This window comes from Vreelandella hamiltonii (assembly GCF_014651775.1).
GTDB classification, from domain to species: Bacteria; Pseudomonadota; Gammaproteobacteria; order Pseudomonadales; family Halomonadaceae; genus Vreelandella; species Vreelandella hamiltonii.
The window spans coordinates 1-24925 of the sequence record NZ_BMXN01000008.1 but is presented as its reverse complement, the minus strand read 5'-3'; the positions used below and the strand labels follow the sequence as shown (position 1 = coordinate 24925).

Sequence of the window (24925 nt, the reverse complement as noted above, 5' to 3'; positions counted from 1 at the left end):
CACCTCAGGAAATGATCGATGAATGCTCCCTCGGAAGAGAAAGCGGCACCCGTGCAGGGGCTGGATAGAGCCGCCCAAAGTGTGCTGCGTGTCATTACGAGCCTGTGCGATGTGGTGGGCGTGACCTTGATGGTGGCCATTCTGGTGCTGCTGGTGGCCGCCGTGGTGGCTCGTGACCTGCTGGGGCTGGGAATGCCCTGGACAGAAGAAGTCGCGTCGCTGCTGGCCATTTATGCCATTGGTTTTGGCTCCATTTCGGCGTGGGTGCGTAGTGAGCATCTGGTCGTGGACCTGTTTAGTCACCGGCTCTCCAACGTGGGCAGGCATCTTCAGTATCGCTTGACGGCCATGATCTCCTGCGGATTTTTCGTGCTGGCGGCCTGGGGCGCCTGGATCATGTCCGACATGAGTGCCAACAACAAGACCGTATCGCTGAGTATCAGCTTCAGTTTTCTCTATTACGGCGTGTTGCTCAGTTTCTCGGGCATGGCGCTGATCGCCGCGTGGCAGACCCTGCGTGGCCCCGTGGCCTGGTTGGAAGCGCCCCGTGAAGAGGAGCCCGCGCAGCCATGATGGAATTGCTCGTATTCGTAGGGGGCTTGCTGGCCCTGATGGCCATTGGATTGCCCGTGGTGGTGGCCATTGGCGTGACCTCGTTCATTGCCCTGGCGGTAACCGGGGCGGGGGGCCTGCCGGTGGAGCTGCTGCCGTTGCGCATGGTGCAAACCCTCAACAACTTCACGCTGCTGGCCATCCCGCTATTCATTCTGGCGGCCAACATCATGAACGTGGGCTCCACGACCACCCGTATCTTCGACTTCGCCACGGCGCTGGTGGGGTTCACCAAAGGCGGGCTGGGGCACGCCAATGTCGTGGCCAGCTCGATTTTTGCCACCATGTCGGGTACCGCAGTCGCCGATGCCGCCGGGCTTGGCAGCATCGAAATCAAGGCCATGAAGGAGCGCGGCTACGAGCTGGGCTATTCCACCGGTATTACGGCGGCCTCCAGCGTCATCGGCCCTATCCTGCCGCCCAGCATTGCGCTGGTGGTGTATGGCTGGTTGGCCAATGTCAGTATCGGTGGGCTGTTCATGGCGGGGTTGCTGCCGGGCATCCTGATGGCGCTGTTACTGATGGGCATGACGGTGGTGCTGGGCATGACTGGCCGGGTGGTGATGCCCACACCGACCGCGTTCGATGCCTGCGAAGTCGTGCGCACGGGCAAACGGGCCATCCTGCCCCTGATGATGCCCGCCATTATCGTGGGCGGTATTTGGGGAGGCTTTTTCACCCCCACAGAAGCGGGTGCGATTGCCTCGCTGTACGCGGTGATCCTGGGCGGGGTGATCTACCGTGACCTGAGCGGGCGGGATTTATTCCAGGCGTTTCGTAGAACCCTGATGTTCAGCGCGGTCATTCTGCTGATCATCGCGGTATCGAGCTTCTACGGCTGGATTCTGGTCCGTATGGGTATCCCCCAGGCGCTGGCAGGCCAGGTCGCCAGCATCGATATGCCCACCATCGTGCTGCTGCTCTGTTTTGCGCTGTTTTTCCTGCTGATCGGCTGCTTCATGTCGGTGATCGAGAGCATCCTGATTTTCACGCCCATCGTTGTACCGGCCGCCCTCAGCGCGGGGTTGGACCCCGTTCACTTCGGTATCGTGATGGTCATCACGCTCTCGGTGGGCGTCATCACGCCGCCCTTCGGCACGGTACTGTTCCTGATGGTCGGGATTACCCGGTTGAGGTACGGCCAGGTGGTCAAAGCCGTGCTGCCATTCCTGCTGCCCATCCTGGCCACGGTCCTGCTGTTGATCGCCGTGCCTGGACTGGCGACCTGGCTGCCGAGCATGATGGGGTATTGAGTAGACAATTAGGCCATACCGCCTAAGTGTGTAAATAATTAAAACTGGCAGAACAGCTCCTCCAGTAACCGGAGGAGTTGGCATCGATAACCAGGTTTTAACTAAAATGTTTTGTAGGTTCTCAAGTCGGTCCAGGCTCTTAGGTATAAATCAGTGTGGCGAATCCACGGTAGGCAAAATCCTTCCTGGATTCATCAGCCCCTTAGGATCGAACAGCGTTTTAACGCCTCTGACCATCTCACGCTCAATCGGCGATAGGCGCGCCAAATAAGGCGCTTGCTTGGTGCGGCCAATGCCGTGTTCAGCGCTGATGCTGCCGTGGAAATCATCCAGCACCTTAAAAATACACTCTTCAAGCTCGTGCAAATGGGCTTTCTTATCGCTATCCGCCATGGCCGCGGGGGGTAGGATATTGAAGTGCAGGTTGCCGTCGCCCACATGGCCGTAGGCAATGATTTCGCACTCGGGGGATGCTGCCATCACCACCTCGCTTGCCCGGCTCACGAAGTTCGAAATCGCCGAGATGGGTACCGAGATATCGGTGCGCAAATGTTCTCCGCGCCGCCGTTGGCCTTCCAGCATGCTTTCTCGGAACTGCCACAGCTGGGCGGACTGGGTGTCGCTAGAGGCTAGCGCGCCATCCAGTACCAGTTCGCGCCCCATGCCGACTTCTAGCAGTGCTTCCAGCAAGGCACTAAGATCGACTGGCCCGGTGGCAGCAACCTCCATCAGTACGTACCAGGGGTAGGCGTCTCCAAGTGGATCACGTAGCTCTGGCGTCGCTTCAATCGCTAACTCAATGCAGCGACGAGGAATCAGCTCGAAAGCCGTTAGCAGATCGCAGCACTCTCGGCGTGCCAAACCATAAAGATCAATCACGGACTGAACGGAGGGCAGCCCCAGCAGCGCCGTCCGATTTTGGGTGGGGCGCGGTGATAGTTTTAACACTGCCCCAGTGACGATGCCCAAGGTACCTTCGCTACCCAGAAACAGCTGTTGAATGTCATAGCCGCGATTGTCCTTGTGCAGCGCATTCAGGCTTTCCCAAACGCGTCCATCAGGCAGTACTACTTCAAGGCCCAGCACTAGCTCGCGCATCATGCCGTAGCGCAACACGTTAAGCCCGCCTGCGTTGGTGGCGATATTGCCGCCAATCTGACAACTGCCTTGCGAGCCGAGCGAGAGGGGAAAGTCGCAATCATGATCAAAGGCGGCCAGCTTAACGTTCTCAAGAATACAGCCTGCGTCTACCGTGATGGTGAAGTTGATCGGGTCAATGGCCCGCACGCTATTTAAGCGCTCTAAGCTGATTACCAGCTCCTGTCCATTGGCGGCGGACAAGGCACCTGCCACTAAACCGCTATGGCCGCCTTGGGGCGTCATCGCGATCCCTTGTTGATAGCAGCGCTTTGCTACTTCTGCGACTTCAGCGGTATTGGCTGGGCGAGCCACGGCTAGCGGCATGCCCAGTGTATCGCCTGCCCAGTCGCTCACGTAGCGCGCCATGGCATCCGGTTCGCGCAGTAAACCGCGCTCACCGAGCAGGCTGGTTAACTCATTTAGGAAGGTGGTGGTGTTGGTCATTAACGCTCTTCCTGCCAGGCTGCACCCTCAGGGAAGCGGTGCTGTGCTTGGGATTCTGCGTGCATGGCAATGCTGTACCCCGGCGCTTCGGGCACCTGATAGCGGCCACGGTTGATGACTACCGGGTCGATAAAGTGCTCGTGAAGGTGATCTACGTACTCCAGCACGCGGCCTTCAAGGTTGCCGGATACCGCAATATAGTCGAATAGCGAGATATGTTGGGTATATTCGCATAGCCCTACGCCGCCGCCATGAGGGCAAATCGGTACGCCGAATTTAGCGGCCATCAGCACCACGAGAATAACCTCATTTAGCCCACCCAAGCGTGCTGCATCAAGTTGGCAGTAGTCGATGGCATCCGCCTGGAAGAACTGCTTGAACATCACCTTGTTGTGGCAGTGTTCGCCGGTGGCGACGCCAATCGGTGCCACTCGATGGCGGATCTCGGCGTGGCCGAGAATGTCGTCAGGGCTGGTGGGTTCTTCGATCCAGAGTGGGTCAAACTCGGCCAGGCGGCGCATTTTGGTGATCGTCTCGTCGACTTCCCACACCTGGTTGGCGTCCATCATCAGCACGTTGTCCCAGCCGATCTCATCGCGCAGCAGCGCTGCACGGCGGGCGTCCTCTTCGATGTCGCCGCCAATTTTCTGTTTGAAGTGCGTCCAGCCTTCGGCCAGCGCTTCACGTGCCAGGCCGCGCACTTTCTCGTCGCTGTAACCCAGCCAGCCCGCCGAGGTGGTATAGCCTGGGTAGCCGTCACTGCGCATTTCGGCTTCTCGTGCCGCTTTGCCGGGGGCTTGGCGGCGTAGCAGACAGATTGCTTCTTCTGGCGTTAATGCATCCGTCACAAAACGGAAGTCGAGACAGCGCACCAACTGTTCGGGCGTCATATCCACCAGCAGTTTCCACACCGGCTTGCCTTCTTTTTTCGCCCACATATCCCACACGGCGTTGACGATGGCGGCGGTCGCCAGGTGAATCGCGCCTTTATCGGGGCCAATCCAGCGTAGCTGGCTGTCACCAGTGATTTCCCGCCAGAAGGTGCCCATGTTATCGGTAATCGAGGCCAGCGTGCGCCCTTCAACCAGAGGCGCCAGCGATTGCAGCGCCGTGACTACGATCTCGTTACCGCGGCCAATGGTAAAGGTTAAACCGTGCCCCTCTGGGCTGCCGTCATCGGTGTGTAGGATGACGTAGGCGGCGGAGTAGTCCGGCGCGGCATTCATGGCATCCGAGCCATCCAGCGAACGCGAGGTGGGGAAGCGAATGTCTTGAATGTCGACGCGAGTAATCGTTGTCATTGTGCTCTCCTTGGCGGTGCGATGAGGGGCGTATTGAGTGTCAGTATCAGCGGCGCGCTAAGTGGCGCATCAGTTCGCGAATACCGTAAGTCCAGGGCGGCAATTGATCGCTGCGGCCTACCCGGTTGACCAGTGCGCCCAGAGCAGGGGTGGCGATAGTAACGCGATCACCCAGGTGGTGGGTAAACCCCTGGCCTTCTCCGTCGCGATCCTGAATCGGCGAGAACATGGTGCCCAGGAACAGCATAAAACCGTCTGGATATTGGTGGTGATCGCCAATGGTTTGCTGCACTAGATCCAGCGGATCGCGGCTGATCTCGCGCATATCGCTCTTACCCTGGAGCAAGAAGTCGTCATCCACACCTTCGATACGTAGCGATACTTGGCAGTTGCGCACGCTGTCGATAGTAAAGTGATCATCAAACAGACGGATAAACGGGCCGATTGAGCAGGAGGCGTTATTATCTTTCGCCTTGCCTAACAGCAGGGCGCTGCGCCCCTCGACGTCCCGCAGATTGACGTCGTTGCCTAAGGTGGCGCCGCGCACCTGGCCGCGGCTATCGACGGCCAGGACGATTTCCGGCTCGGGGTTATTCCACTGAGAGGAGGGATGCAAACCCACCGGCGTGCCAAAGCCTACCGATGAGAGCGGCTGGGCTTTGGTAAACACCTCCGCATCGGGGCCGATACCCACTTCCATATATTGTGACCAGCCACCGCGCGCCTGAAGCGCCTTTTTCAGCGACATCGCTTCTTCTGAGCCCGGTGCGATTTTAGAAAGGTCGGTGCCGATCAGTGCCTGCAAATCGTCGCGAAGCTTCACCGCCCTCGCCGGGTCGCCGCCCGCTTGCTCTTCGATCATTCGCTCCAACAAACTTACGGCGAAGGTGACGCCACACGCTTTGACGGCCTGCACATCACAAGGCGCGAGCAGGTAGGGCACTTGTGGTTGAGATAACTGAGAGTTTTCAATGAGTTCCTCGACACTGCAAAGCAGTGGGCCTTCCGCCTGTTCCACTACCGCTTGTAGATCGTCGTGTTCCAGAAGGTCAGCCATGGTGGGGCCGAACGCGGTAATGTCGATCACTTGGCCGTTGCTGATGGTTACGAGTGCGGGGCCTGGATGATTACCTTCCAACCAAACTCTGCCTACTAGAAGGGCCTTGTTCAGGTCGGTTGGGAGTGTGTCCATTAATGAAAGTGCCTGCATGCGCATCTCCATTCGTTCTTGGAATTAGTTTTATTATTGCCCTTGCGGGCGACTAGCGCTGAACATGGTTACTGCCTAGCATACTATGAATGTCATGCTGTATGACAGGTATGCTATTTCATGGTTTGCTTTATCGCACCGTTTCGTTTCAGGTCGATAGTTAAATAGATCTAGAGGTAGGTAATGTCGCTATGTGCGTCTTTCTTATGGAAAATAAAAGTAAGGAAAATTCCATGTGAGACGAGTGGAAACACTGGTGTTGATTTTGGTTTTTTTTTGTGGTAGGTGATCGGCTGGTGAGAGCGCTTTACCCTGAAAGCAGATATCATTGGCACCCACGAGACCCAAAAAATTGTCGACGATGCTGCCGAGCGCTGACGCGGTTTAGACTTGTTGATGAATAACGCGGGAGATATGTCGAACCGTTTTGGCCTGGATGAGAGGAACGAAGAGCAGTATGAGCGGGTTGTGGATTTCAATAGCCACTCTATGACTATGGCCAGTCGCGTGGCGCTGTCGCATTTTCAGCGTACTGGAGGCTGCAATATTATGCATAGCACTTCGCTTGCTGTACTCGATGGCGGCGGGGCTGGGTTATACGCTTCCACCAAAGGGTTTGTGAGCACGGTTACCCGAAATATGGCCTAGGAGCTTACTAAGTATAACATCCGCGTAAATGCCATAGCCCGGCACAATTGCCACTGGTTTTTATGATCGCCACTCCAGAGATGCTCGCCGTGACGCGGCTTGTGTATCATTTTACAGGGGCCGTCTGGGTGCTGCAGAGGTGTGTGGGCGTGTACGTGCTTCTGGGCCAGCAGATACGCTCATTGGCTATTTCATGGAGCAAAACATTGAAGTTAACGGTAAACAGCTAATGCCATGAGTAGCCCCACTCTTATGAGCGAAAACTGGCTGCAAACCATGCACGGAAATGCCGTAAAATGGCGATTAATCCAAGATTCATCAGGAGTAACTGCCATGAGCAGTAGATACCGGATCGAACGTAAAACACTGTCTGAGCAAGTCGCCGAACAGCTTGAAGCAGACATTCTGGAAGGGAGAGTGAGTGAAAATGACCAACTTCCTTCAGAGCGGGAGTTGATGGAGCAGTTTGGCGTTGGTCGGCCCGCAGTGCGAGAGGCGCTATTTCACCTTCAGCAGCTTGGGCTAATAGCGATCAATAGCGGCACCCGGGCCAGGGTGATTCGTCCCACTGCCGAGGCAGTCATGGCAAGGCTTTCTGGTGTGACACGGCAACTACTTTCCCAGCCTGATGGTCAGCAGTATTTCCAAGAAGCGAGAGCCATGTTCGAGATATCGTTGGCGCGCTACGCTGCTCGTCATGCCAGCGAGGAGGATATTGTTCGGCTACGCAACGCCTTGGCGGATAATCGCGACTCCATTGGTGATGAGGCGCGCTTCAAGCGCTCCGACAATAATTTCCATGGTGTGTTGGCCAGCATTGGACGTAACCCAGTTTTCGATGCCATCCATGTTGCACTTTCTGAGTGGTTGGATGATCGCCGTGCCCAAGTGCTGCAGCAAAAGGGTGAAGACAAAGCTGCGACGGATGCCCACACGGACATTATTGCTGCTATCGAATCCCGCGACCCAGATGCGGCCGAAATAGCCATGCGGCGCCACCTTGATCGTCATTATGGTACTTATATGCAGCTTAAAAAGCGTCTATCTAATATTCCGTAGCCTGTCAGTAAGCGTTTTTAATTAATAAGCGCGACACCTGGTTTGTCAGATGCCGCATTAACTCCGTTATTATCGCTACCTTAATGTTGAGGCCCTAGCTATCTTTGGCGGGAAAAGTGGAGATTTCATTTCGCTTTATACAGCTGTCATATGCTTGAGGTACGAAGGCCTCATCACCTATGTCACTTCGCGCTAATGCAAGAAACTTGCAAAGTGGCGGTAGCATAAGAGTGGCTAGTTGATTAGTTTTTAACGTGTCTGTAAGGTAGTGCATATCTTTTTCAGCATTAAAAAGACTAAACTGTAAGCTTGGGCATTCTTTCTGTAGAACCCACTCCATAACAGGAGCAAGCATTGCGCTATTGGCCCCCCCTTGTGAACATATCTCTAGCAGTTTTTCTTGTGATACACCCATCCCTGCTGCCATAGCGGCAGCCTCGCTTACTAGCGTTGCAGACCCTAAGGATATAAAGTTGTTAATTAGTTTTAGCTTGTGTGCTGTACCAATCTTACCCACATGAAAAATGTTTTCCGCAAAGCTTTTGATGACAGGCGTGATACGGGCCACGCTAGAAGCATCGCCACCCACCATCACATTTAGTCGCCCCTCTTTCGCTTCCTTGGGGGTGCGAGCTAAAGGCGCATCTACAAATACCACGCCGTGGTGTGCTAGTTTTTTAGCCAGGTGCTCAGTTGATTCAGGGTTGGCCGTAGAACAGTCAATAATGATAAGCCCCTCATGGCATCCATCTATTAAGCTGTCAGTGCCGTACACAATTTCGCTAACCTGTTCGGATGTCTGTACACAGATGAAAACAATATCGCTATGTTTTGCCATCTCAGCGGGAGTGCTGACTTCCGTGGCGCCTTCCTGACATAGTGCTTCAACTGAAGATCGATTTCTATGGGCCAGCACTGTTAATGGGTAACCATTGTTTAAAATATATCTGGCCATCTCCTTGCCCATTAAACCGAGCCCGATAAATCCTATGCGTTCTTTTTTCATGGTTATCTCTGATAAGTGATTCAACACATTTATGCTGTTGCCCATTAGACCTCGGAATAGACCATTGTCATTCCAGTGCATTAGGGAAGATTACTCCCAGCCGTTTTGACCAGTCGATAAGAGCTTCGGGTACACCGTTTGGAAGAGGTACTCCCTCTTGCATATAACGCCTGTGCAGTGCAAGACCACGTTCGCCAGGTATTCGAACGGGAGGGCTGTTTTCTGCTACAGGATTATTACGGCACGCATCCACTAGGGCACCGGTTTCGCGCTTAAAGGCGTCAAGACCACCAAAAGCGCCAGGATCCATGATCTGAACCATGACAGAGGCTCCCCATTGTGAAGGTTTCTGCACGCGGCCGAATCCAGCGAGCCCAGACGTTAGTGCTTCTACCATTAGCCCAAGCGCATATCCCTTGTGACCATGGTCAAGACCACCAATTGGCATGATGCTCCCCTTAGGTGCATCGAAAAGCACGGAAGGCTGGTTGGTCGCATTCCCTTGATGGTCCTTAAGCCACGGGAACGGCAGTTGACTATTGTGTTTGTGGAGTCGTCCAACCATGCCATTCGTGGTAATAGAGGTGCTGACATCCAGAAGGACCGGCCCTGAATCCGTCGGGTAGCCCACAGCAATCGGGTTGGGCGTATGAGTAGCCTGCAACCCGCCGTAGGGTGCAACGGATTTGGTTGCTGGGTCAGAGGATTCGATGATGACCAACAGGTTTTTATCTGTGGCGCGCTTGAGGTAAGCGGCTAAGCAGGCTATGTGATTGGAGCGGCGAATAACAACTGTGCCTGTGCCGCAAGTGCGTGCCATGGTTTCGGCGGCGTCCATCGCTTTTAGAATCAGCCAGGGGCCGGGTAGATATCGACCGTCCCAAGTCTGTACGGCTGTGCGTTCGGAGATCGTTTCGTACTCGCCCGTGACTGGCATCCTACCTGAATGGATTTCTTCAAGGTACGGGGATAGTAGCTGAAGCCCGTGAGTCGTATGCCCCATCAGGTCGCCCTCAACGAGCACATCGGCGACGGCCTTTGCCTTCTCGTGATCAAGCCCAGCGGCCCCCAGTAGGTCAATGCTAAACTGGGTGATGTGCTGAACGTCGTAGTAATTGCTCATCGTTTTGATTCTCCAAGAATTGTTATTGTCAGTTGTTTTTACGTATTCCGTCTTCTGAGGTGCTTAATCAGGACACTGTGGTCAAGCTCCCCATCGCCTTGATTGACGAGTTCTTCAAACAACGTATTAACCAGTGAGGATACCGGAAGCTCAAGGTTCATTGTTTTGGCAAGCTCCATAGCGGTTTGGGTATCCTTCAACTGCCATTTTGCAGGCCCGCCAGGCTGGAAGGTTTTGTGAATCATGCGCTGACCGTGAATTCGCAAGATGGTTGAGTCTGCAAACCCTCCTTCCAGGGCGGCCAGCATTTTCCCAGGATCGGCCCCGCCTCGTTCTGCCATGAGGATGGCTTCGGCTACGGTCGCAATGGTATTGGCCACGATCATTTGATTGGCGAGCTTGGCCAGTTCCCCGCTTCCGGCAGGTCCGACCCGTACAGGCCGGCCAAGTAGATTGAGAACGGGCTCAATGGCTTGAAAAGTCATAGCGTCGCCGCCCACCATAATAGCTAATGTGCCATCTATGGCTCCTTGTTCGCCTCCTGAAACCGGTGCATCCAAATAATGAACGAGCTTTTGAGCGGCTTCTTCTGCCTGTTTTCGAGCGCTTTCGACCGGGATTGAACTCATGACGACAAGCGTGGCACCACGCTGCATGATCTTAAGCACTCCCTTCGAGCCGAGTAATATTTCATTGCAGACTGGGCCAGAACTTAGCATTACGATGACAATGTCGGATTGAGCAGCAGCTTCTTTGGGCATGTCGACGACTTCGATACCATGGTTTGCCAAACGATCCGCTTTGCTTTTCGTTCGATTCCAGGCACGTACTTGATGGCCTGCGTCCGCTAGACGTACTGCCATTGGAGCGCCCATGATGCCAGTGCCAATGAAGCCGATAGTGCGTGATCTTGTCATTATTGATTCCTCTATCGTTTATCCTTCAGTACTTGCTGTACGCTCGGAAGCAGCATGGGTTGGATAGTTAGCGCAAATAAGGCGGTACCGAGATCTCTCCGGATTCGCGAAAATTGATCAAACGTCCAAGCACCTTGGATTCCGATCGTTCCAAGTGGCTCGCCAGCGCCTTGCCTGCTAATGCCGGTTGTTGTTGCCGCATTTTTTCGAATATCCGTAAATGCTCGTCGAAGAATGGGTCCTGATCAGGAAGCTTGAGTACCCGGCCGAGAAGGTGTTTGCTAACCAGTAGGATGGGGTGTGTGCGGCGGAGCATATTCATAACCTCTTGGTTATCCCCCTGACTTACAGCGCTATGGTGAAGGTCATTCTCCAGCTCATCCAAAAGCTCGCCTTCGATATCGGGGTAGCTTTGGGCCGCATGCTCGAGTCTTCCGATATAACGGTCGATGGTGCTTTCAGGCATATTCCTGGCGGCCCGTTCGATCATGTAGGGCTCGAGCTGGCGACGCGCTTCATAAAGGTTGTGCAGCCGCCGGTCATCCAGCGGCACCACGCTCCAGCTATTGTATTTCGTCTTCTCGACCAGACCGATCGACTGCAGGTAGAGAAGAATCTGATGGGTGACCGTACGGCTGACATTCAGCGACTTGGAGAGCTTGAGTTCATTGAGTTCAAAAGCGCCCTTGATCGAACACAAAACGATATCGTGCTCCACGCTATCGATATGAGCCCGCCAGGACACGGTACGATCAACCTTGGGCGCGTCGCCTGATTGCTTGAAGTCACGCTCGCTGAGAGAGCGCCGCACGATATCGCCTGGCGATGCGCCGACAAGATAGCCGCGCCCCTCGAAACGGCATATATACCGCTCCTCATGCAACTGACTCAGCGTTTGGCGCACGGGTGATCGGCTAATGCCAAAGAGGGTGGCGATGTTGCCTTCAAGCAACACCAGTCCAGGTTCGAGGCGCTTTTCGACGATACTTTGCTTGAGAGCCGTATAAAGCTGATCGCGTAGCGTTCTTGTCATGGGTAACCATTGGTCATAATCAGTCGATTGGTTTCGTGGACGATCAAGTGACGGCGCCTACAAGCCAGGGGACGAACTCATTGTTACCGTAACCAAGCGACTCGCTGGCACTCATGTCGCCCGAGGCAATGGCGATGATACGCTCGAAAATCTGTTCGCCAACACGCTCCACGCTGTCGGTTCCGTCAACGATGACGCCGCAGTTGATATCCATGTCCTCGTGCATCTTCTCATACATGGCGGTATTGGTTGCCAGCTTGAGACAAGGGGCGGGCTTGAAACCCGACACCGAACCTCGGCCCGTGGTAAAGCAGACCACGTTGGATCCCGAGGCTATCTGGCCTGTCACGGAAATAGGGTCGTACCCGGGGCTGTCCATGAAGTTGAACCCGCGCGTCGAGATCTTCTCCGCGTAGAGCAGGACATCGTTGAGACTCGATGTGCCTCCCTTGGCAACTGCCCCCAGCGACTTTTCAAGAATCGTGGAGAGCCCGCCGGCCTTGTTGCCCGGGGAAGGGTTGTTGTTCAACTCGGCCCCGTTTATCTCGGTGTAATGTTTCCACCAGCTGATGCGATCGAGCAGTTTTTGTGCAACGTTTTCGTCGATGGCGCGATCAATCAGCAGGTTTTCAGCCCCGTAGATCTCCGGGGTTTCGGCGAGTATGACGCTGCCTCCGTGCTGAACGATCAAATCCGCTGCATGGCCAAGTGCTGGGTTTGCGGTAATGCCCGAGTAGCCATCCGACCCCCCGCACTGAAGAGCAACGACCAAGTGTTCGAGAGAGACGGGCGTGCGTTCTTGCTGACCGTGCCGGGCGGCCATTTCCAGAATGTGGCTGCAGGCCCTCTTGATGCTGCTGCGGGTCCCGCCGGCGTCCTGAATGTTGAAGTAGCCCAGCCTGGAGGCATCTTCCAGCCCCTTTCGTTTGACCAGTGTCTTGACCTGATTGGTTTCACAGCCAAGGCCAATGATCAGCACAAACGCAAAGTTGGGATGTTGGGCATAGCCTGCGATGACGCGCTCGAGAAAGTCGAAGCCTTCCGAATCGGTGTTCATGGCGCAGCCTGAGCCATGGGTAATGGCCACCACGCCATCGAATCCCATCTTGTCCAGCTCGCCGGACCGGTTGAGTTCATCGGCCGTGGCCTTTGCGACGGTCGCCGAGCAGTTGACGGTGGAAAGAATGCCGATGTAATTGCGCGTACCCACGCCGCCGTCAGAGCGCTGATACCCCTGAAACGTTCGGGTGTGGCTGGTCGTGCCGGTTCTTGGATGCGCCTTGAAATCGTCCAGCGATGAATCGAGTTCGATCATGGTGAGGTTGTGGGTATGCACATGCTCGCCAGGCTTTATATCCCGCGCGGCAAGCCCTATCAGCTGGCCATACTTGAAGACGGCCTCGCCTTGTTGAATGGCGGCAAGCGCCACTTTGTGCCCTGCATCGATATTTTCCCGAGCCGGCGTGCCGTCCTTGTCGATCGGAATGCCTTGGGGAACCGCTTTCGAGGCAACGCCCACGTTGTCCCTCGAATTGAGATGAATGATTACGGAGGGGGAGTTGATGAGATCCATCGTTTACCTCGAGCTGATGTCAGGGCTTTCGATGCACGGGGTAGGCGCAATCTAAAAGCGGTCATTGTGGATGCACTCTAGCAAGCGGGCGGTGCACGTCGATTAGACTATCGTCCTATATAATGCTCATTGAACGCAATGTTCATTTGATCTAGATTGCTTCCATGCATTAAGCGCGCAGCCACCAAGCAAGCTGAATTACCTATACAAGGCTTGCTTATATTTAATAAAAAAACGGAGTGATCTATGGCTTCAATAATCAAGAACAAGCGCTTGCTAGGAATGGCCCTGTGCGTGGGCGGGGTGCTGGGGAGCTTGTCTACAGCGAACGCGGCCACCACCTTGCGCCTTGCCCATACCTTCAACCCGGGCGAAGCGAGCTACGAGCTGTTTGCAAAACTGCCGGAACTAATCGAAGAGCGTACTGATGGTGAGGTACGTATTCAGGTCTTCCCAAGTGAGCAGCTGGGCTCTGAGGTACAGCTTCTTCAACAGGCGAGCAACGGGTCGGTGGATATTGTCGTCCCCGGCTATTCAGGTGCCAGCACGCTGGTACCCGCCCTCGAAATATCGAATGCGCCCTTCATGTTTCAAAGCTGGGACGAAGCGCGTCATATTCTGGAAGGAGACGCCTACCAGCCGATCTTCGATGAGCTGGATGAACAATACGGTCTACAGCCGCTGGCTAAATCCTGGTACTGGGGGTGGCGCAACTTCACCTTCAAAGGCGCCGACGTTCACTCGATTGACGATATGACGGGCTTGAAAATCCGCGTGCCGGAATCCCCCGCTTGGGTCGAAATGATCAACGCCTTCGGCGCATCGGCAACACCCATACCGTTCAGTGAGGTGTACCTGGCGCTTCAGCAGGGCACCGTCGATGGGCAGGAAAACCCTATCCCCACTATCTACGCGCGCAAGTTCTTCGAGGTTCAAGACCAGCTTGTCATGAGCCGCCATATGCTTCAAAGCCAGGTAGTGCTGATCAACAGCAACCGCTTCGATTCGCTCAGCAGCGACCAGCAAGAGGCGCTCAAGGACATCATGGCTGCGCTTGCCGACGAAAACTACGCCATGCAGAGCGCGCGGGAAGAAGAAATGCTTCAAGAGATGAAGGATTCCGGCCTGATCGACGTGGTGGACGATATTGACAGGGCACCTTTCGAGCAAGCCGCACAAAGTGCCTACGACAACCTCACCAGCCGTTGGGGCGAAGAGCACTTTCAGCGCGTATTGGATGCTGTCGAAAGCTACCGCCAGCAGGACTGATGACGTGATGCCCCGCCATGAAAGGCGGGGCTGAAAACTCTAAAGGCATTGTTATGAAATCAGCGTTACTGCGTCTTGATTCGCAACTTTTGACGGTGGAAAAGTGGATTGCCGGATCGTTACTGGGCGCCATGGCTTTATTGCTCGTGGCAGGAGTGCTCTTTCGTTATGTGCTTGGAACGCCATTCGTCTGGAGTGAAAGCGTCTCGAGGCTTTTGATCGTCTGGCTGACATTCGTCGGAAGCAGTATCGCTTTTGCCGAGAAGAAGCATATCACCGTGGACTCCATCCTCTATTTTCTTCCGAGCATGGCGAGGCCCGTGATCCGGGTGTGCATCTTTGTCCTGGTGGCGGTAACGCTTGGCTACATGACCTATCTAGGCTACCTGTACTGCCTAAGTGTCTCTCGTAACACGTCCCCCATGCTGGGTATTTCACTCGCCTATTTTTCGATGGCCATGCCGATCACCTTTTTTATTGGGCTTTTACACATCTTCGTCAACGTCTTTCTAAAGCGTGACTTTCTAGTCTTCGAATCAGCGTTGGATGAAATATAGGTTCTCACTATGTTAGCCGCGATCGCTCTACTTCTATTTGTACTGATCTTGTTGGGTATGCCGATTGCTGTCGCCATGATGGGAGCCTCTATCGTCGCGATTATTGCCTTGGACATTCCCATGAATGTTCTGGCGCAGCGTGTTTCCTCGGGTGTCGAGTCGTTTCCCTTGCTGGCCATTCCGCTATTCATGCTGGCGGGAGGTATCATGAATAACAGCGGCATCAGCGAGCGGATGTTCGGTTTTTGTCGATCATTGGTTGGTCATCTGCGAGGCGGTTTAGCGCACGTGAACGTCTTGTCGAGCGTGCTGATGGCCGGTATATCAGGCTCTTCGCTTGCTGACTGTGCGGCAACGACCCGCGTAATGGTGCCGCAAATGGAAAAACACGGTTACGACCGTGGCTTTTCAGTCGCACTCACCACCTCGTCTGCCACGCTCTCTCCGATCATTCCACCGTCGATCTTGATGGTGGTCTATGGATGGCAGGCCAATATCTCGATCGGCGATCTGTTTCTTGCGGGTATTCTGCCTGGGCTGTTGATTGCTTTTTGCCTGACGCTTTTGATTACCTTGATCAGTATCCTCAAGCAGTACCCCAAGGATGAGCGTTTCAATAAGCAAAGACTCTATTCAAGCGCCAAAACTGCCGCTTGGGCCTTGCTGATGCCGATCATCATTATCGTGGGGTTCCGGCTGGGCGTGTTTACCGTTACCGAAGTGGCTGCCATCGCCGTGGCGTACTCCTTCGTGGTAGGTAAGTACGTCTACAGGTCACTGAGCTGGCGTGACATGGGTGAGCTGCTGGTGTCAACGGCGCGAGAGGCGGCATCCATTCTGATCATCATCGCCGCCTCAGCCCCCTTGGCCTGGTCATTGAGTATTCTGCAGGCGCCTCAGGAGGTCGTGGGCTGGATCACGGGACTGACAGACAACCCCTGGGCTGTGCTGCTTCTTTTGAATGTTGCGCTTCTAGCGATTGGAATGTTCATGGAGACCATTGCGATCATTATCGTGCTGGTGCCCATTCTGATTCCTCTGCTGAATTCCCTGGACATCAATCTGGTTCACTTCGGCATCATCATGCTCTTCAATCTGCTTATCGGCCAGATTACCCCGCCGTTGGGTGTTCTGATGTTTGTCAGCTGCAATATCGCCAAACTGGGCACCCTGCAGTTTCTACGATCGTCGGCACCTTTCTTTCTTACCTTGTTAATCGCCTTATTGCTGGTGACGTACGTGCCCTGGCTATCGCTTGTGTTAATTCGTTGAGGTTCCTATGAAAAATAATATCCATGTTGTTCAGATTAGCTCCGAAAACGGCGCTGTCATTGCCGCCCAGGTGAAAGGGGAAAGGCTGCAGCCGCTTTCGGCTTCGCTTTACGATTTGGCGCTGGTGGCGGCCAACGAAGGTCGCTCGTTGAGCGATGTGCTAGAGGCATCCGCTGCCGGCGAGACGCTCGACTACAACGAAATGATCGAGTCCGGCCGGTTGCTGTCGCCGATTACCCATCCGGACCCCGCCCACCTGCTGCTTACCGGTACCGGGCTTACGCATCTGGGCAGTGCCGCACCACGCAACAAGATGCATGGCAAGGAAGGCGAGAAAAGCGGTCGTGAGGAAACCATTACCGACACCCAGCGCATTTTCGATTGGGGCGTGGAGGGGGGCAAGCCGGCGGGCGGCGGCCCAGGCGTACAGCCCGAATGGTTCTACAAGGGAACGGGGCACACGCTTCGCGCGCCGCACCAGGATATTCAGATGCCTGCCTTTGCGCTGGATGGCGGCGAAGAAGCTGAGCTTGCGGGCGTTTATATCGTCAATGCCCAAGGCCGTGTGTTTCGGATCGGCTATGCGTTGAGCAACGAGTTTTCCGATCACGTCACGGAAAAGCAGAACTACCTTTATCTGGCTCATTCGAAGTTGCGTGATGCCAGTATCGGCCCCGAGATCGTCATCGGTGAGCTGCCTGAGGAAGTCCGCGGTAACGTGTCGATTCATCGTGACGGCTCGGTGGTATGGCAGCACGATTTTGCCAGTGGCGAACAGCATATGTGCCACTCGATCGAAAACCTTGAGCACCACCACTTCAAGTACGCCACGTTTCGCGTTCCTGGGCAGCTCCACGTGCATTTCTTCGGCGCTGCGATCTTGAGCTTCGCCGACGCCGTGAAGCTTCAGGATGGCGATGAAATGCGCATCGAATGCAATCTGATGACTAAGCCATTGATCAATCGTATCAAGGTGATGCCGGAAGAGAGCGTTGGTGTAACGGCCTTGTAAGAGGAAAACGGCACGGCGGAATAGAGGCACAATTATCTTGATTCACAACGGTAGGAATGACGCTATGAGTTCACTTAAAGGTCAGTCGCTGATCGGTCAGCAATGGATAGACGGCACGCGTAAAGAGATTCGTGCCATCAATCCCGCAACGGGTGATACGTTAGACCCTTCCTACAAGGGGTGCTCTGAGGGGGACGTGGAAAAGGCCTGCGAGCTGGCACGATCGGCCTTCGACAACTATCGGGAAACCTCGCTTGACGCGCGGGCGACATTTCTGGAGACCATTGCCAGCGAAATCGAGGCGCTTGGAGATGTACTGATTGAGCGCGCCATGGCTGAGAGCGGCCTTCCACGCGCCCGCCTGGAAGGCGAGCGCGGGCGCACCTGCGGCCAGCTGCGTCTATTCGCCGGTGTCGTTCGCTCAGGTGAGTGGCTCGATGTGCGTATCGACCCTTCATTGCCGGACCGCCAGCCGGTGCCCCGCGCCGATCTTCGTCAGCGCCATATCGCGGTCGGACCCGTTGCGGTCTTCGGGGCGAGCAACTTCCCGTTGGCCTTCAGCGTGGCGGGGGGAGATACCGCCTCGGCCCTGGCGGCCGGTTGTCCCGTGATCGTCAAGGCTCACTCCGCGCACCCCGGCACCTCGGAGCTTGTGGGTCAGGCCGTACAGAAAGCGATTTCCCGGTGTCAGCTTCCGGAAGGCGTTTTTTCCTTACTGTTTGGATCGGGCCGAGAAGTCGGTCAAGCACTAGTTGCTGATCCGAACATTCAGGCGGTGGGATTTACGGGATCGCGGGCAGGCGGCATGGCGCTGATGGCGACCGCTCAGACAAGGCCCCAGCCAATTCCTGTTTACGCAGAGATGAGCTCGATTAACCCGGTATTTATACTCCCAGAGGCACTCAGCGCTCGCGCCAAGGCACTGGGTGAGGGATTTGTCGGCTCACTCAATATGGGAGCTGGCCAGTTCTGCACCAATCCAGGTTTGGTCATTGCGATAAAAGGGGACGGCCTAAAAACGTTCATCGAAGCGGCAAGTGTTGCGGTGAACGAAAGTGCTGCGCAAACGATGCTAACGCCGGGTATCCATCAAGCCTACGAAGAAGGCATCGCGCAACTACGTGTCAATGCTCGTGAAATCGCATGTGGTAGGCCGGGCGAGAAAGGATATCAATGCCAAACGGCGCTCTATACCACGCCAGCAGTAGATTTCCTGAGCAGTGCAGCGTTGCAAAAAGAAGTATTCGGTGCTGCCTCATTAATTATCGAATGTAGCGATGAAAAAGAAATGCAACAGGTCGCCCAACATCTCGAAGGTCAACTGACAGCCACCTTGCAGATGGACGAAGAAGATATGGAGCTTGCTCGCACCTTACTTCCTACTCTTGAGCAAAAGGTAGGGCGAATTTTGGTGAACGGCTGGCCTACAGGTGTTGAGGTATGTCATGCGATGGTACATGGCGGGCCTTTTCCGGCCACGTCGGATACACGAACTACCTCAGTAGGTAGCGCGTCGATTAATCGCTTCTTACGGCCGATCTGTTACCAGGATATGCCCATGACACTGCTACCGGAAGCTCTAAAAGACGATAATCCTTTGAAGATAGCCCGGTTGGTCGACGGTAAACGTGAGCACAATACCGCGTAAAACCCTCTGCGCTGCCAAGCATTTCCAGGAAGTGCTTAGGCAGCCAGAAAAATGCCAAAAAAGTATTGTCATACTATCATGCTGTATGACACCTTATGGAATGGCTATTTGGTTCACGATGCCAACAATAATGAGAAACCAGCATGCCCTACATGATTAACTACCTAACAAAAATTCAGTTTGGCGAAAACGCTGTTGACGAACTAGCCAGTGAGCTGGAAATACTCAAGATAACAAAACCACTGTTTGTAACAGACAAGACCTTGAGTACGAATGGTCTGCTAGCTCGGGTCATTGCATCATCAAAACTTGGTGGTGACGTTTGCATTTTTGATGCAACGCCGTCCAACCCGACGGAAGCAGCTGTAGAACAGGCGCTGGCTTTCTTACGCGAGAATGCCTGTGATGGCATTGTAGCTATTGGCGGAGGTTCAAGTATCGATCTAGCCAAAGCGGTCTCGCTGCTATTCGACCATCCAGCACCACTTCGTCAATATGCAGCGATCGAAGGTGGCGTTGCGAAAATTAGTGCCGATGTAATGCCATTGATCGCCATACCCACAACAGCTGGTACGGGGAGCGAGGTAGGTAGAGCTTCGCTGATAACCATGAAGAATAATCGCAAACTCGGTTTTCTTTCTCCATATCTGATTCCTTCGGTGGCTATTTGTGATCCTTGCTTGACGGTTGGCCTGCCGCCGTTCTTAACAGCTGCGACGGGCATGGATGCGATTGCCCACTGTGTAGAAACTTTTCTGAGCCCGAAAATTAACCCACCGGCTGATGCGATTGCGCTTGACGGCCTGGCGCGTGCCCGCCGCTCCCTTGTCGAGGTCGTTGAAAACGGTGAAAACCTGTCAGCAAGAACTGAAATGATGATGGCTGCCCTTGAAGGAGCCATGGCATTTCAAAAGGGGCTTGGTGCGGTGCACTCCCTGTCACATGCGTTGGGTGGCATAAACGAATTGAAGCTCCATCACGGCACGCTCAATGCGGTGTTAATGCCAACCGTTCTTCGGTTCAACCAGCCCGAGTGTGAAGAGAAATATACGCGGTTAAAAGCTGTTATGGGACTCACCCCTGAAGATGATCTTGCAATGGAATTCGAAAAGCTCAATGCAAAGCTCGGGATGCCAGCTAACTTGCGGGAAATGGGAGTTACTGAAGAGCATCTGGAGCCGCTTTCCCAATGGGCGTTAGAAGACCATTCGACGGCCACTAACCCACGTACACCTTCTAGAGAAGATTTTTACAGCATGCTCAGAGATGTTTTCTGATTGAGAACGCTTGGTCGTACATTTATCAAACAGCACTAGGAGTAATCGTTAAGACAGTAATAGCTAAACCGACACACTACTTTGAATGACACTCATTGCTAACAAAGCCAAAGGAAAATGAGCATGACAATTATAAACTCATCTATCAAGAACGCTGTTGTTTCAGGTTTCGCCGCCACCCTGATTGTTACCTCGGGCGCTGCTCTGGCGGACTACCCAGAACGACCTCTTACACTGATTGTACCCTGGGCCGCAGGTGGTGGAACGGATGCCACGGCGCGTACCATCGCGCGGGCACTAGAGGAGGAGCTGGGCCAGAATGTCAACGTAGTTAATCGTACTGGAGGCAGCGGTGTGGTGGGGCATACCGCTATGATCAATGCCAGACCTGATGGCTACACGATTGGTTTGGCGACAGGTGAAGTCAATATGATGCACTGGCAGGGGTTGACCAACCTCACTTTTGAGGACTTCACGCCGATCGCGCAAATTAACTACGACTTTCCAGGTATACAGGTCGCCGCCGACTCTCCCTATGAAAGTCTGGAGGCGCTTTTAGAGGCTATCAGAACGGAGCCTAAGGGTACTTTCACTGCCTCCGGCACTGGCCAGGGTGGTGTCTGGCATCTAGCGTTTGCTGGTTTCTTGATGGATCAGGGCATCGCGGCGGACCAAGTGACCTGGATTCCCAGTGAAGGTGCGGCACCTGCGATGACCGAGCTGGTCTCGGGAGGAATCGATATCGTTCCAAGTTCTGTGCCGGAAGCTCGCTCAATGATCGAGGCCGGCCGCGTTAAAAGCTTTGCGGTCATGTCGCCGGAGCGCATTCCAAGCTTCTCCGATATTCCGACTATTCATGAGGCAATTGGCAGCAGTTACCAGGTTGGTGAGTGGCGTGGCATCGCTGGCCCTAAAGGTATGGAGCCTGATGTCGTCGCTACGCTCGAAGCAGCTCTTGAGGCCGCTTATAACAGTGATACTTATCAAGAGTTCATGAACCAACAAGGATTTGGCACCGAATGGCGTAACGCTGAAGAGTTTGGCCAGCTCATGCAAGAGATGGACGGTGTTTTTGGTGACATCGTCGAACAGGTGGGGCTAGCAAACTAAAAGGCTCGCTCTTTTCCCTCACTTATCGAGGGAAAAGAGCGTATCGCTTGAAGGGCACTGTTGCCGCCAGAGGCAAAAGTGACCGACATCCACTTCTCTGCAGGAGTAATGGGATGCAGGTACCGACCAATACATTCAAACAGGCACTGAAAGGGCAAAACCCGATATGGGGCTGTTGGGCTGGTTTTGCCTCAGGCTACGCCACTGAGATTGTCGCCAGTACCGGTTTCGATTGGTTATTGATAGATGGCGAGCATGCGCCTAATACCCTTCCTTCTATCTTGGCCCAGCTACAGGCGGTCGCCCCTTATTCGACAGCGCCCGTAGTGCGTAGCGTTAATCAGGATCCGGCGCTGATCAAGCAACTGCTCGATATAGGGGCACAAACGCTGATGGTTCCGATGGTGGAAAGTGGCCAACAGGCAGCCGCATTGGTACGGGCCACACGCTATCCGCCGCACGGGATGCGCGGTGTGGGTGGCGGGGTAGTGCGGGCCACGCGTTGGGATGGCGTTGATGACTATTTGAAGAAGGCACATGAGTCGCTCTGCCTAATCGTGCAGGTGGAGTCTCCCCAAGGAGTTGAAGAGATAGAAGCTATCGCAGCAACTGAGGGTGTTGATGCGGTATTCATTGGACCAGCAGATCTTTCAGTTGGAATGGGTTATCCCGGTAATCCGACCCATCCCAACGTGCAAAGCGCCATAGAGAAAGTAATAAAAGCGGTACTTGCTGCCGGCAAACCGGTAGGAATCCTAGCACCCATCGAAGAGGATGCACGCCGCTATCAGAAGTTGGGCTGTCGTTTTATCGCCGTTGGAATTGACATCAGCCTGCTTCGACAGGGTGCAATAACGACCGTTGGGCTATATAAGGAACAGTCTGCTGGGACTCCATCAAAAACGTATTGAACTCGTAACTGAACAGTATGGAGAATGAAGAGTTTAGTGTGTGCATGCTGTGACAAGAAAGACTAAATAGACAATAAATACTTGAGGATAAGAATAATGAATACAAAAAGTGTTGGTTCCAGAATCCTTCAATACTCTGTTCTAGCAGTAGCAACCTCGTTAGTATCAACTCCGGCTGTTGCCGATTATCCAGAACGTCCTCTCACTTTGATTGTACCTTGGGCGGCTGGTGGTGGAACGGATGCAACGGCACGCACCATTGCACGTGCGTTAGAAGAGCAGTTGGGGCAAAACGTTAATGTAGTGAATCGTACCGGTGGCAGTGGGGTGGTGGGCCATACTGCCATGCGTAATGCAGCCCCTGATGGCTACACGATCGGCCTGGCCACCGTTGAGGTCAATACCATGCACTGGCAAGGGTTGACGGATCTGACATACGAAGATTTTACCCCTATCGCGCAAATTAATTACGACTCTCCAGGAATCCAGGTTGCCACCGATGGAGTATTTGAGAGTCTTGAAGAGATGATGGAGGCCATTCGTACTGAGCCTAAAGGGAGCTTCACAGCGTCGGGAACAGGGCAGGGTGGTATCTGGCATTTGGCCTTTGCGGGTTTTTTGATGAACCAGGATATTCCTGCTGATCAGGTTATCTGGATTCCCAGTGAAGGTGCGGCACCCGCGATGACTGAGCTGGCATCAGGGGGGGTGAATATCGTTTCGTCATCAGTGCCTGAAGCTCGTTCGATGATCGATGCCGGGCGCGTCAAAAGTTTTGCCGTCATGGCATCGGAGCGCCTTGCAGCCTTTCGAGACATTCCTACCACTCAAGAGCTAGTGGGAAGTGATTATCAGGTTGGTGCGTGGCGTGGAATTGTCGGCCCACATGGAATGCATACAGAAGTGGTTGCCATGCTTGAATCGGCACTCGAAGCGGCCTACCAAAGTGACACATACCAGGATTTCATGGCGCAACGGGGGTTCGGCACCGAATGGCGTAATGCCGAAGAGTTTGGCCAATTGATGCAAGAGATGGATACGGTTTTAGGTGAAATCGTCGAGCAAGTTGGGTTAGCCAACTAAGGAATGACCATGAGGGATTTTTTTTCCGGGGTGGCATTTTTTATGGCTGGTGTGGCAACGATTGTTACCGCCCAGCAATTTCCAACGCTCCCCAGTCTTCAATATGGGCCCTCGCTTTTCCCTTCCATCGTTGGAGCGGGATTTTGCATTGGAGGTACGATCCTGGCAGCCAATGCGTTATGGAATGGAAAAAAAGCAACGGCTCAAATGGCGCCCACCAAAGCCTCTTCCTTGAAAGAGTCCATCACTGAAAAACCTGGGTTGGTAATGATGCTACCGCCCATCGCCATTCTTTTTTACATCTTTGCGAGTGACTACATCGGCGCTATGCTTACGATGGCGGGCATCATGTTTGTCTTGATGGTGTTTAGGAAAACGGCTCCTTGGTTAGCATTGATTGCCTCTCTGCTCGTGGCGCTAGCAATCTATTTCATCTTTTCGCGCTACTTACTTATTCCGCTACCGCAAGGAACGCTAATAGAGGGGCGTGTACCATGGATATTCTAATGAATGGGGTTGGTTTGGTTTTGAATTTTGAAACCTTGTTGGTTATCTTGCTAGCGTCGCTTTTTGGAATATTTGTAGGTGCTGTGCCAGGACTTACGGCAACAATGGCTGTTGCTTTATTGGTGCCGTTGACGTTCTACATGGACACCATCCCCGCCATTGCTGCAATTGTCACGACCTCTGCCATGGCGATTTTTGCCGGGGATATTCCAGGCACTTACTTGAATATCCCTGGCACACCTGCGTCGGCGGCCTATGTCGGGGAATCTCATGCGCTGGCCAAAAAAGGAAGGGCGCGGGAGGCTTTAGGAATCAATCTTGCCTGTTCAGTCTTTGGCGGTATCTTCGGTACCATCATCTTGATCGTGGTGGCTCAGTCGCTTGCTGAGGTTGCGTTGAAATTTAGTGCCTTCGAATATTTCTGGCTGGCGGTGTTGGGACTAAGCTGTTCGATCTTCATCTCTGTTGGCTCCCGAATAAAGGCTTTTCTATCGCTTTTATTCGGTATATTACTGTCAACGGTTGGGTTGGACATGATGAGCGGTGCCCCTAGGTTTACCTTCGGAGTGCCGGATTTAATGGCAGGCATAAACTTCATTCCAGTCATGATCGGTATGTTTGCGTTGAACGAGCTAATGAGCTACTACGGTTCCAAATCCGAGAAAAAGACTATTAGCGTTGCCGATAAAGACAGTGTTTTTCGCAGTGTACCTAAGCATATGAAACGTTATTGGCGCAACATGGTGCGTGGTAGCTCAATCGGTACTTTAATTGGAGCTCTGCCCGGCGCAGGAGCTGATATTGCGGCCTGGATTTCCTACGGGGTGGGCAAGGGAAGATCCAAGGAAAAAGAAAAGTAACTATTCAGGTGGTTGCGGATAGCCTGTCGACAACCACCTGATTTTTCTGGCATAGTGCACAGCATCATTCGGCACACCTATGCGGCGATATGACCATCAG

The 24925-nt window shown here is 54.0% G+C and carries 23 protein-coding genes; 15 read left to right on the top strand and 8 right to left on the bottom strand.

Annotation, left to right across the window (positions count from 1 at the left end):
* The first annotated feature begins 18 nt into the window (after positions 1-18).
* On the top strand, positions 19-573 hold the full coding sequence (locus IE091_RS08935; RefSeq protein WP_039175186.1) for a TRAP transporter small permease: 555 nt from the start codon (positions 19-21) through the stop codon (positions 571-573).
* Positions 570-1865 carry a TRAP transporter large permease gene (locus IE091_RS08930; RefSeq protein WP_189463455.1) on the top strand — a complete coding sequence of 432 codons (1296 nt, stop codon included), beginning with the start codon at positions 570-572 and terminating at the stop codon, positions 1863-1865. Before IE091_RS08935 ends, IE091_RS08930 begins: the two co-directional genes overlap by 4 nt.
* A gap of 150 nt (positions 1866-2015) precedes the next feature.
* Here the strand turns inward: IE091_RS08930 and IE091_RS08925 are convergent, their stop codons facing one another.
* The 3 genes from IE091_RS08925 to IE091_RS08915 are packed head-to-tail and all read right to left on the bottom strand — an operon-like array spanning position 2016 to position 5960.
* Positions 2016-3449 (bottom strand): FAD-binding oxidoreductase, encoded by a 1434-nt coding sequence (locus IE091_RS08925; protein ID WP_144980615.1) that lies wholly within the window; start codon positions 3447-3449, stop codon positions 2016-2018.
* On the bottom strand, positions 3449-4750 hold the full coding sequence (locus IE091_RS08920) for an L-fuconate dehydratase (RefSeq protein WP_144980612.1): 1302 nt from the start codon (positions 4748-4750) through the stop codon (positions 3449-3451). Before IE091_RS08920 ends, IE091_RS08925 begins: the two co-directional genes overlap by 1 nt.
* A 46-nt stretch (positions 4751-4796) precedes the next feature.
* Entirely contained in the window at positions 4797-5960 is a 1164-nt protein-coding gene (locus IE091_RS08915; RefSeq protein WP_144980609.1) for a fumarylacetoacetate hydrolase family protein, read from the bottom strand.
* A gap of 396 nt (positions 5961-6356) precedes the next feature.
* On the opposite strand from IE091_RS08915, the gene IE091_RS18655 reads away from it, so the two are divergent.
* On the top strand, positions 6357-6608 hold the full coding sequence (locus IE091_RS18655; RefSeq protein WP_422822522.1) for an SDR family NAD(P)-dependent oxidoreductase: 252 nt from the start codon (positions 6357-6359) through the stop codon (positions 6606-6608).
* Between the two features lie 234 nt (positions 6609-6842).
* Positions 6843-7667, top strand: a complete 825-nt coding sequence (gene nanR / locus IE091_RS08905; protein ID WP_229800795.1) for a transcriptional regulator NanR — start codon at positions 6843-6845, stop codon at positions 7665-7667.
* A gap of 94 nt (positions 7668-7761) precedes the next feature.
* On the opposite strand, the gene IE091_RS08900 is transcribed toward nanR, so the two are convergent.
* The 5 genes from IE091_RS08900 to IE091_RS08880 form a co-directional block, all read right to left on the bottom strand.
* The gene (locus IE091_RS08900; RefSeq protein WP_144981490.1) at positions 7762-8718 is read right to left on the bottom strand and encodes an NAD(P)-dependent oxidoreductase; all 957 of its coding nucleotides are present in this window, start codon (positions 8716-8718) and stop codon (positions 7762-7764) included.
* A 22-nt stretch (positions 8719-8740) separates the two neighbouring features.
* Positions 8741-9796, bottom strand: coding sequence for an Ldh family oxidoreductase (locus IE091_RS08895; RefSeq protein WP_144980604.1), 1056 nt, complete (start codon positions 9794-9796; stop codon positions 8741-8743).
* Between the two features lie 38 nt (positions 9797-9834).
* Positions 9835-10713 carry an NAD(P)-dependent oxidoreductase gene (locus tag IE091_RS08890; RefSeq protein WP_144980601.1) on the bottom strand — a complete coding sequence of 293 codons (879 nt, stop codon included), beginning with the start codon at positions 10711-10713 and terminating at the stop codon, positions 9835-9837.
* A gap of 67 nt (positions 10714-10780) precedes the next feature.
* Positions 10781-11746, bottom strand: a complete 966-nt coding sequence (locus tag IE091_RS08885) for a GntR family transcriptional regulator (protein ID WP_144980598.1) — start codon at positions 11744-11746, stop codon at positions 10781-10783.
* 43 nt (positions 11747-11789) lie between these two features.
* On the bottom strand, positions 11790-13319 hold the full coding sequence (locus tag IE091_RS08880) for a UxaA family hydrolase (RefSeq protein ID WP_144980595.1): 1530 nt from the start codon (positions 13317-13319) through the stop codon (positions 11790-11792).
* A gap of 246 nt (positions 13320-13565) precedes the next feature.
* On the opposite strand from IE091_RS08880, the gene IE091_RS08875 reads away from it, so the two are divergent.
* From IE091_RS08875 to IE091_RS08825, 11 genes are all read left to right on the top strand, one after another.
* Positions 13566-14588, top strand: a complete 1023-nt coding sequence (locus IE091_RS08875) for a TRAP transporter substrate-binding protein (RefSeq protein WP_189463453.1) — start codon at positions 13566-13568, stop codon at positions 14586-14588.
* Between the two features lie 17 nt (positions 14589-14605).
* Positions 14606-15145, top strand: coding sequence for a TRAP transporter small permease (locus tag IE091_RS08870; RefSeq protein WP_144980590.1), 540 nt, complete (start codon positions 14606-14608; stop codon positions 15143-15145).
* 9 nt (positions 15146-15154) lie between these two features.
* The gene (locus tag IE091_RS08865; RefSeq protein WP_189463452.1) at positions 15155-16417 is read left to right on the top strand and encodes a TRAP transporter large permease; all 1263 of its coding nucleotides are present in this window, start codon (positions 15155-15157) and stop codon (positions 16415-16417) included.
* 7 nt (positions 16418-16424) lie between these two features.
* The gene (gene araD1, locus IE091_RS08860) at positions 16425-17429 is read left to right on the top strand and encodes an AraD1 family protein (RefSeq protein ID WP_222114779.1); all 1005 of its coding nucleotides are present in this window, start codon (positions 16425-16427) and stop codon (positions 17427-17429) included.
* A 64-nt stretch (positions 17430-17493) separates the two neighbouring features.
* Positions 17494-19077, top strand: a complete 1584-nt coding sequence (locus IE091_RS08855; protein ID WP_144980584.1) for an aldehyde dehydrogenase (NADP(+)) — start codon at positions 17494-17496, stop codon at positions 19075-19077.
* A gap of 143 nt (positions 19078-19220) precedes the next feature.
* A complete protein-coding gene (locus tag IE091_RS08850) occupies positions 19221-20354 on the top strand; it encodes an iron-containing alcohol dehydrogenase (protein ID WP_189463451.1) in 1134 nt (377 codons plus the stop codon).
* Positions 20355-20477: 123 nt separating this feature from the next.
* On the top strand, positions 20478-21464 hold the full coding sequence (locus IE091_RS08845; RefSeq protein ID WP_144980578.1) for a tripartite tricarboxylate transporter substrate binding protein: 987 nt from the start codon (positions 20478-20480) through the stop codon (positions 21462-21464).
* A gap of 113 nt (positions 21465-21577) precedes the next feature.
* Positions 21578-22375 carry an HpcH/HpaI aldolase family protein gene (locus tag IE091_RS08840; protein ID WP_189463450.1) on the top strand — a complete coding sequence of 266 codons (798 nt, stop codon included), beginning with the start codon at positions 21578-21580 and terminating at the stop codon, positions 22373-22375.
* A gap of 96 nt (positions 22376-22471) precedes the next feature.
* A complete protein-coding gene (locus IE091_RS08835) occupies positions 22472-23458 on the top strand; it encodes a tripartite tricarboxylate transporter substrate binding protein (protein ID WP_189463449.1) in 987 nt (328 codons plus the stop codon).
* Positions 23459-23467: 9 nt separating this feature from the next.
* The gene (locus tag IE091_RS08830) at positions 23468-23965 is read left to right on the top strand and encodes a tripartite tricarboxylate transporter TctB family protein (protein WP_189463448.1); all 498 of its coding nucleotides are present in this window, start codon (positions 23468-23470) and stop codon (positions 23963-23965) included.
* Entirely contained in the window at positions 23953-24825 is an 873-nt protein-coding gene (locus IE091_RS08825) for a tripartite tricarboxylate transporter permease (protein WP_229800793.1), read from the top strand. The genes IE091_RS08830 and IE091_RS08825 overlap by 13 nt, the downstream gene beginning before the upstream one ends.
* The last annotated feature ends 100 nt before the right edge of the window (positions 24826-24925 follow it).

Bases quoted from the DNA above. Each gene is read 5' to 3' on its own strand.
- IE091_RS08935 (WP_039175186.1), top strand. From the start codon at position 19: ATGAATGCTCCCTCGGAAGAGAAAGCGGCACCCGTGCAGGGGCTGGAT.
- IE091_RS08930 (WP_189463455.1), top strand. From the start codon at position 570: ATGATGGAATTGCTCGTATTCGTAGGGGGCTTGCTGGCCCTGATGGCC.
- IE091_RS08925 (WP_144980615.1), bottom strand. From the start codon at position 3,449: ATGACCAACACCACCACCTTCCTAAATGAGTTAACCAGCCTGCTCGGT.
- IE091_RS08920 (WP_144980612.1), bottom strand. From the start codon at position 4,750: ATGACAACGATTACTCGCGTCGACATTCAAGACATTCGCTTCCCCACC.
- IE091_RS08915 (WP_144980609.1), bottom strand. From the start codon at position 5,960: ATGCAGGCACTTTCATTAATGGACACACTCCCAACCGACCTGAACAAG.
- IE091_RS18655 (WP_422822522.1), top strand. From the start codon at position 6,357: ATGAATAACGCGGGAGATATGTCGAACCGTTTTGGCCTGGATGAGAGG.
- nanR (WP_229800795.1), top strand. From the start codon at position 6,843: ATGAGTAGCCCCACTCTTATGAGCGAAAACTGGCTGCAAACCATGCAC.
- IE091_RS08900 (WP_144981490.1), bottom strand. From the start codon at position 8,718: ATGGGCAACAGCATAAATGTGTTGAATCACTTATCAGAGATAACCATG.
- IE091_RS08895 (WP_144980604.1), bottom strand. From the start codon at position 9,796: ATGAGCAATTACTACGACGTTCAGCACATCACCCAGTTTAGCATTGAC.
- IE091_RS08890 (WP_144980601.1), bottom strand. From the start codon at position 10,713: ATGACAAGATCACGCACTATCGGCTTCATTGGCACTGGCATCATGGGC.
- IE091_RS08885 (WP_144980598.1), bottom strand. From the start codon at position 11,746: ATGACAAGAACGCTACGCGATCAGCTTTATACGGCTCTCAAGCAAAGT.
- IE091_RS08880 (WP_144980595.1), bottom strand. From the start codon at position 13,319: ATGGATCTCATCAACTCCCCCTCCGTAATCATTCATCTCAATTCGAGG.
- IE091_RS08875 (WP_189463453.1), top strand. From the start codon at position 13,566: ATGGCTTCAATAATCAAGAACAAGCGCTTGCTAGGAATGGCCCTGTGC.
- IE091_RS08870 (WP_144980590.1), top strand. From the start codon at position 14,606: ATGAAAGGCGGGGCTGAAAACTCTAAAGGCATTGTTATGAAATCAGCG.
- IE091_RS08865 (WP_189463452.1), top strand. From the start codon at position 15,155: ATGTTAGCCGCGATCGCTCTACTTCTATTTGTACTGATCTTGTTGGGT.
- araD1 (WP_222114779.1), top strand. From the start codon at position 16,425: ATGAAAAATAATATCCATGTTGTTCAGATTAGCTCCGAAAACGGCGCT.
- IE091_RS08855 (WP_144980584.1), top strand. From the start codon at position 17,494: ATGAGTTCACTTAAAGGTCAGTCGCTGATCGGTCAGCAATGGATAGAC.
- IE091_RS08850 (WP_189463451.1), top strand. From the start codon at position 19,221: ATGCCCTACATGATTAACTACCTAACAAAAATTCAGTTTGGCGAAAAC.
- IE091_RS08845 (WP_144980578.1), top strand. From the start codon at position 20,478: ATGACAATTATAAACTCATCTATCAAGAACGCTGTTGTTTCAGGTTTC.
- IE091_RS08840 (WP_189463450.1), top strand. From the start codon at position 21,578: ATGCAGGTACCGACCAATACATTCAAACAGGCACTGAAAGGGCAAAAC.
- IE091_RS08835 (WP_189463449.1), top strand. From the start codon at position 22,472: ATGAATACAAAAAGTGTTGGTTCCAGAATCCTTCAATACTCTGTTCTA.
- IE091_RS08830 (WP_189463448.1), top strand. From the start codon at position 23,468: ATGAGGGATTTTTTTTCCGGGGTGGCATTTTTTATGGCTGGTGTGGCA.
- IE091_RS08825 (WP_229800793.1), top strand. From the start codon at position 23,953: ATGGATATTCTAATGAATGGGGTTGGTTTGGTTTTGAATTTTGAAACC.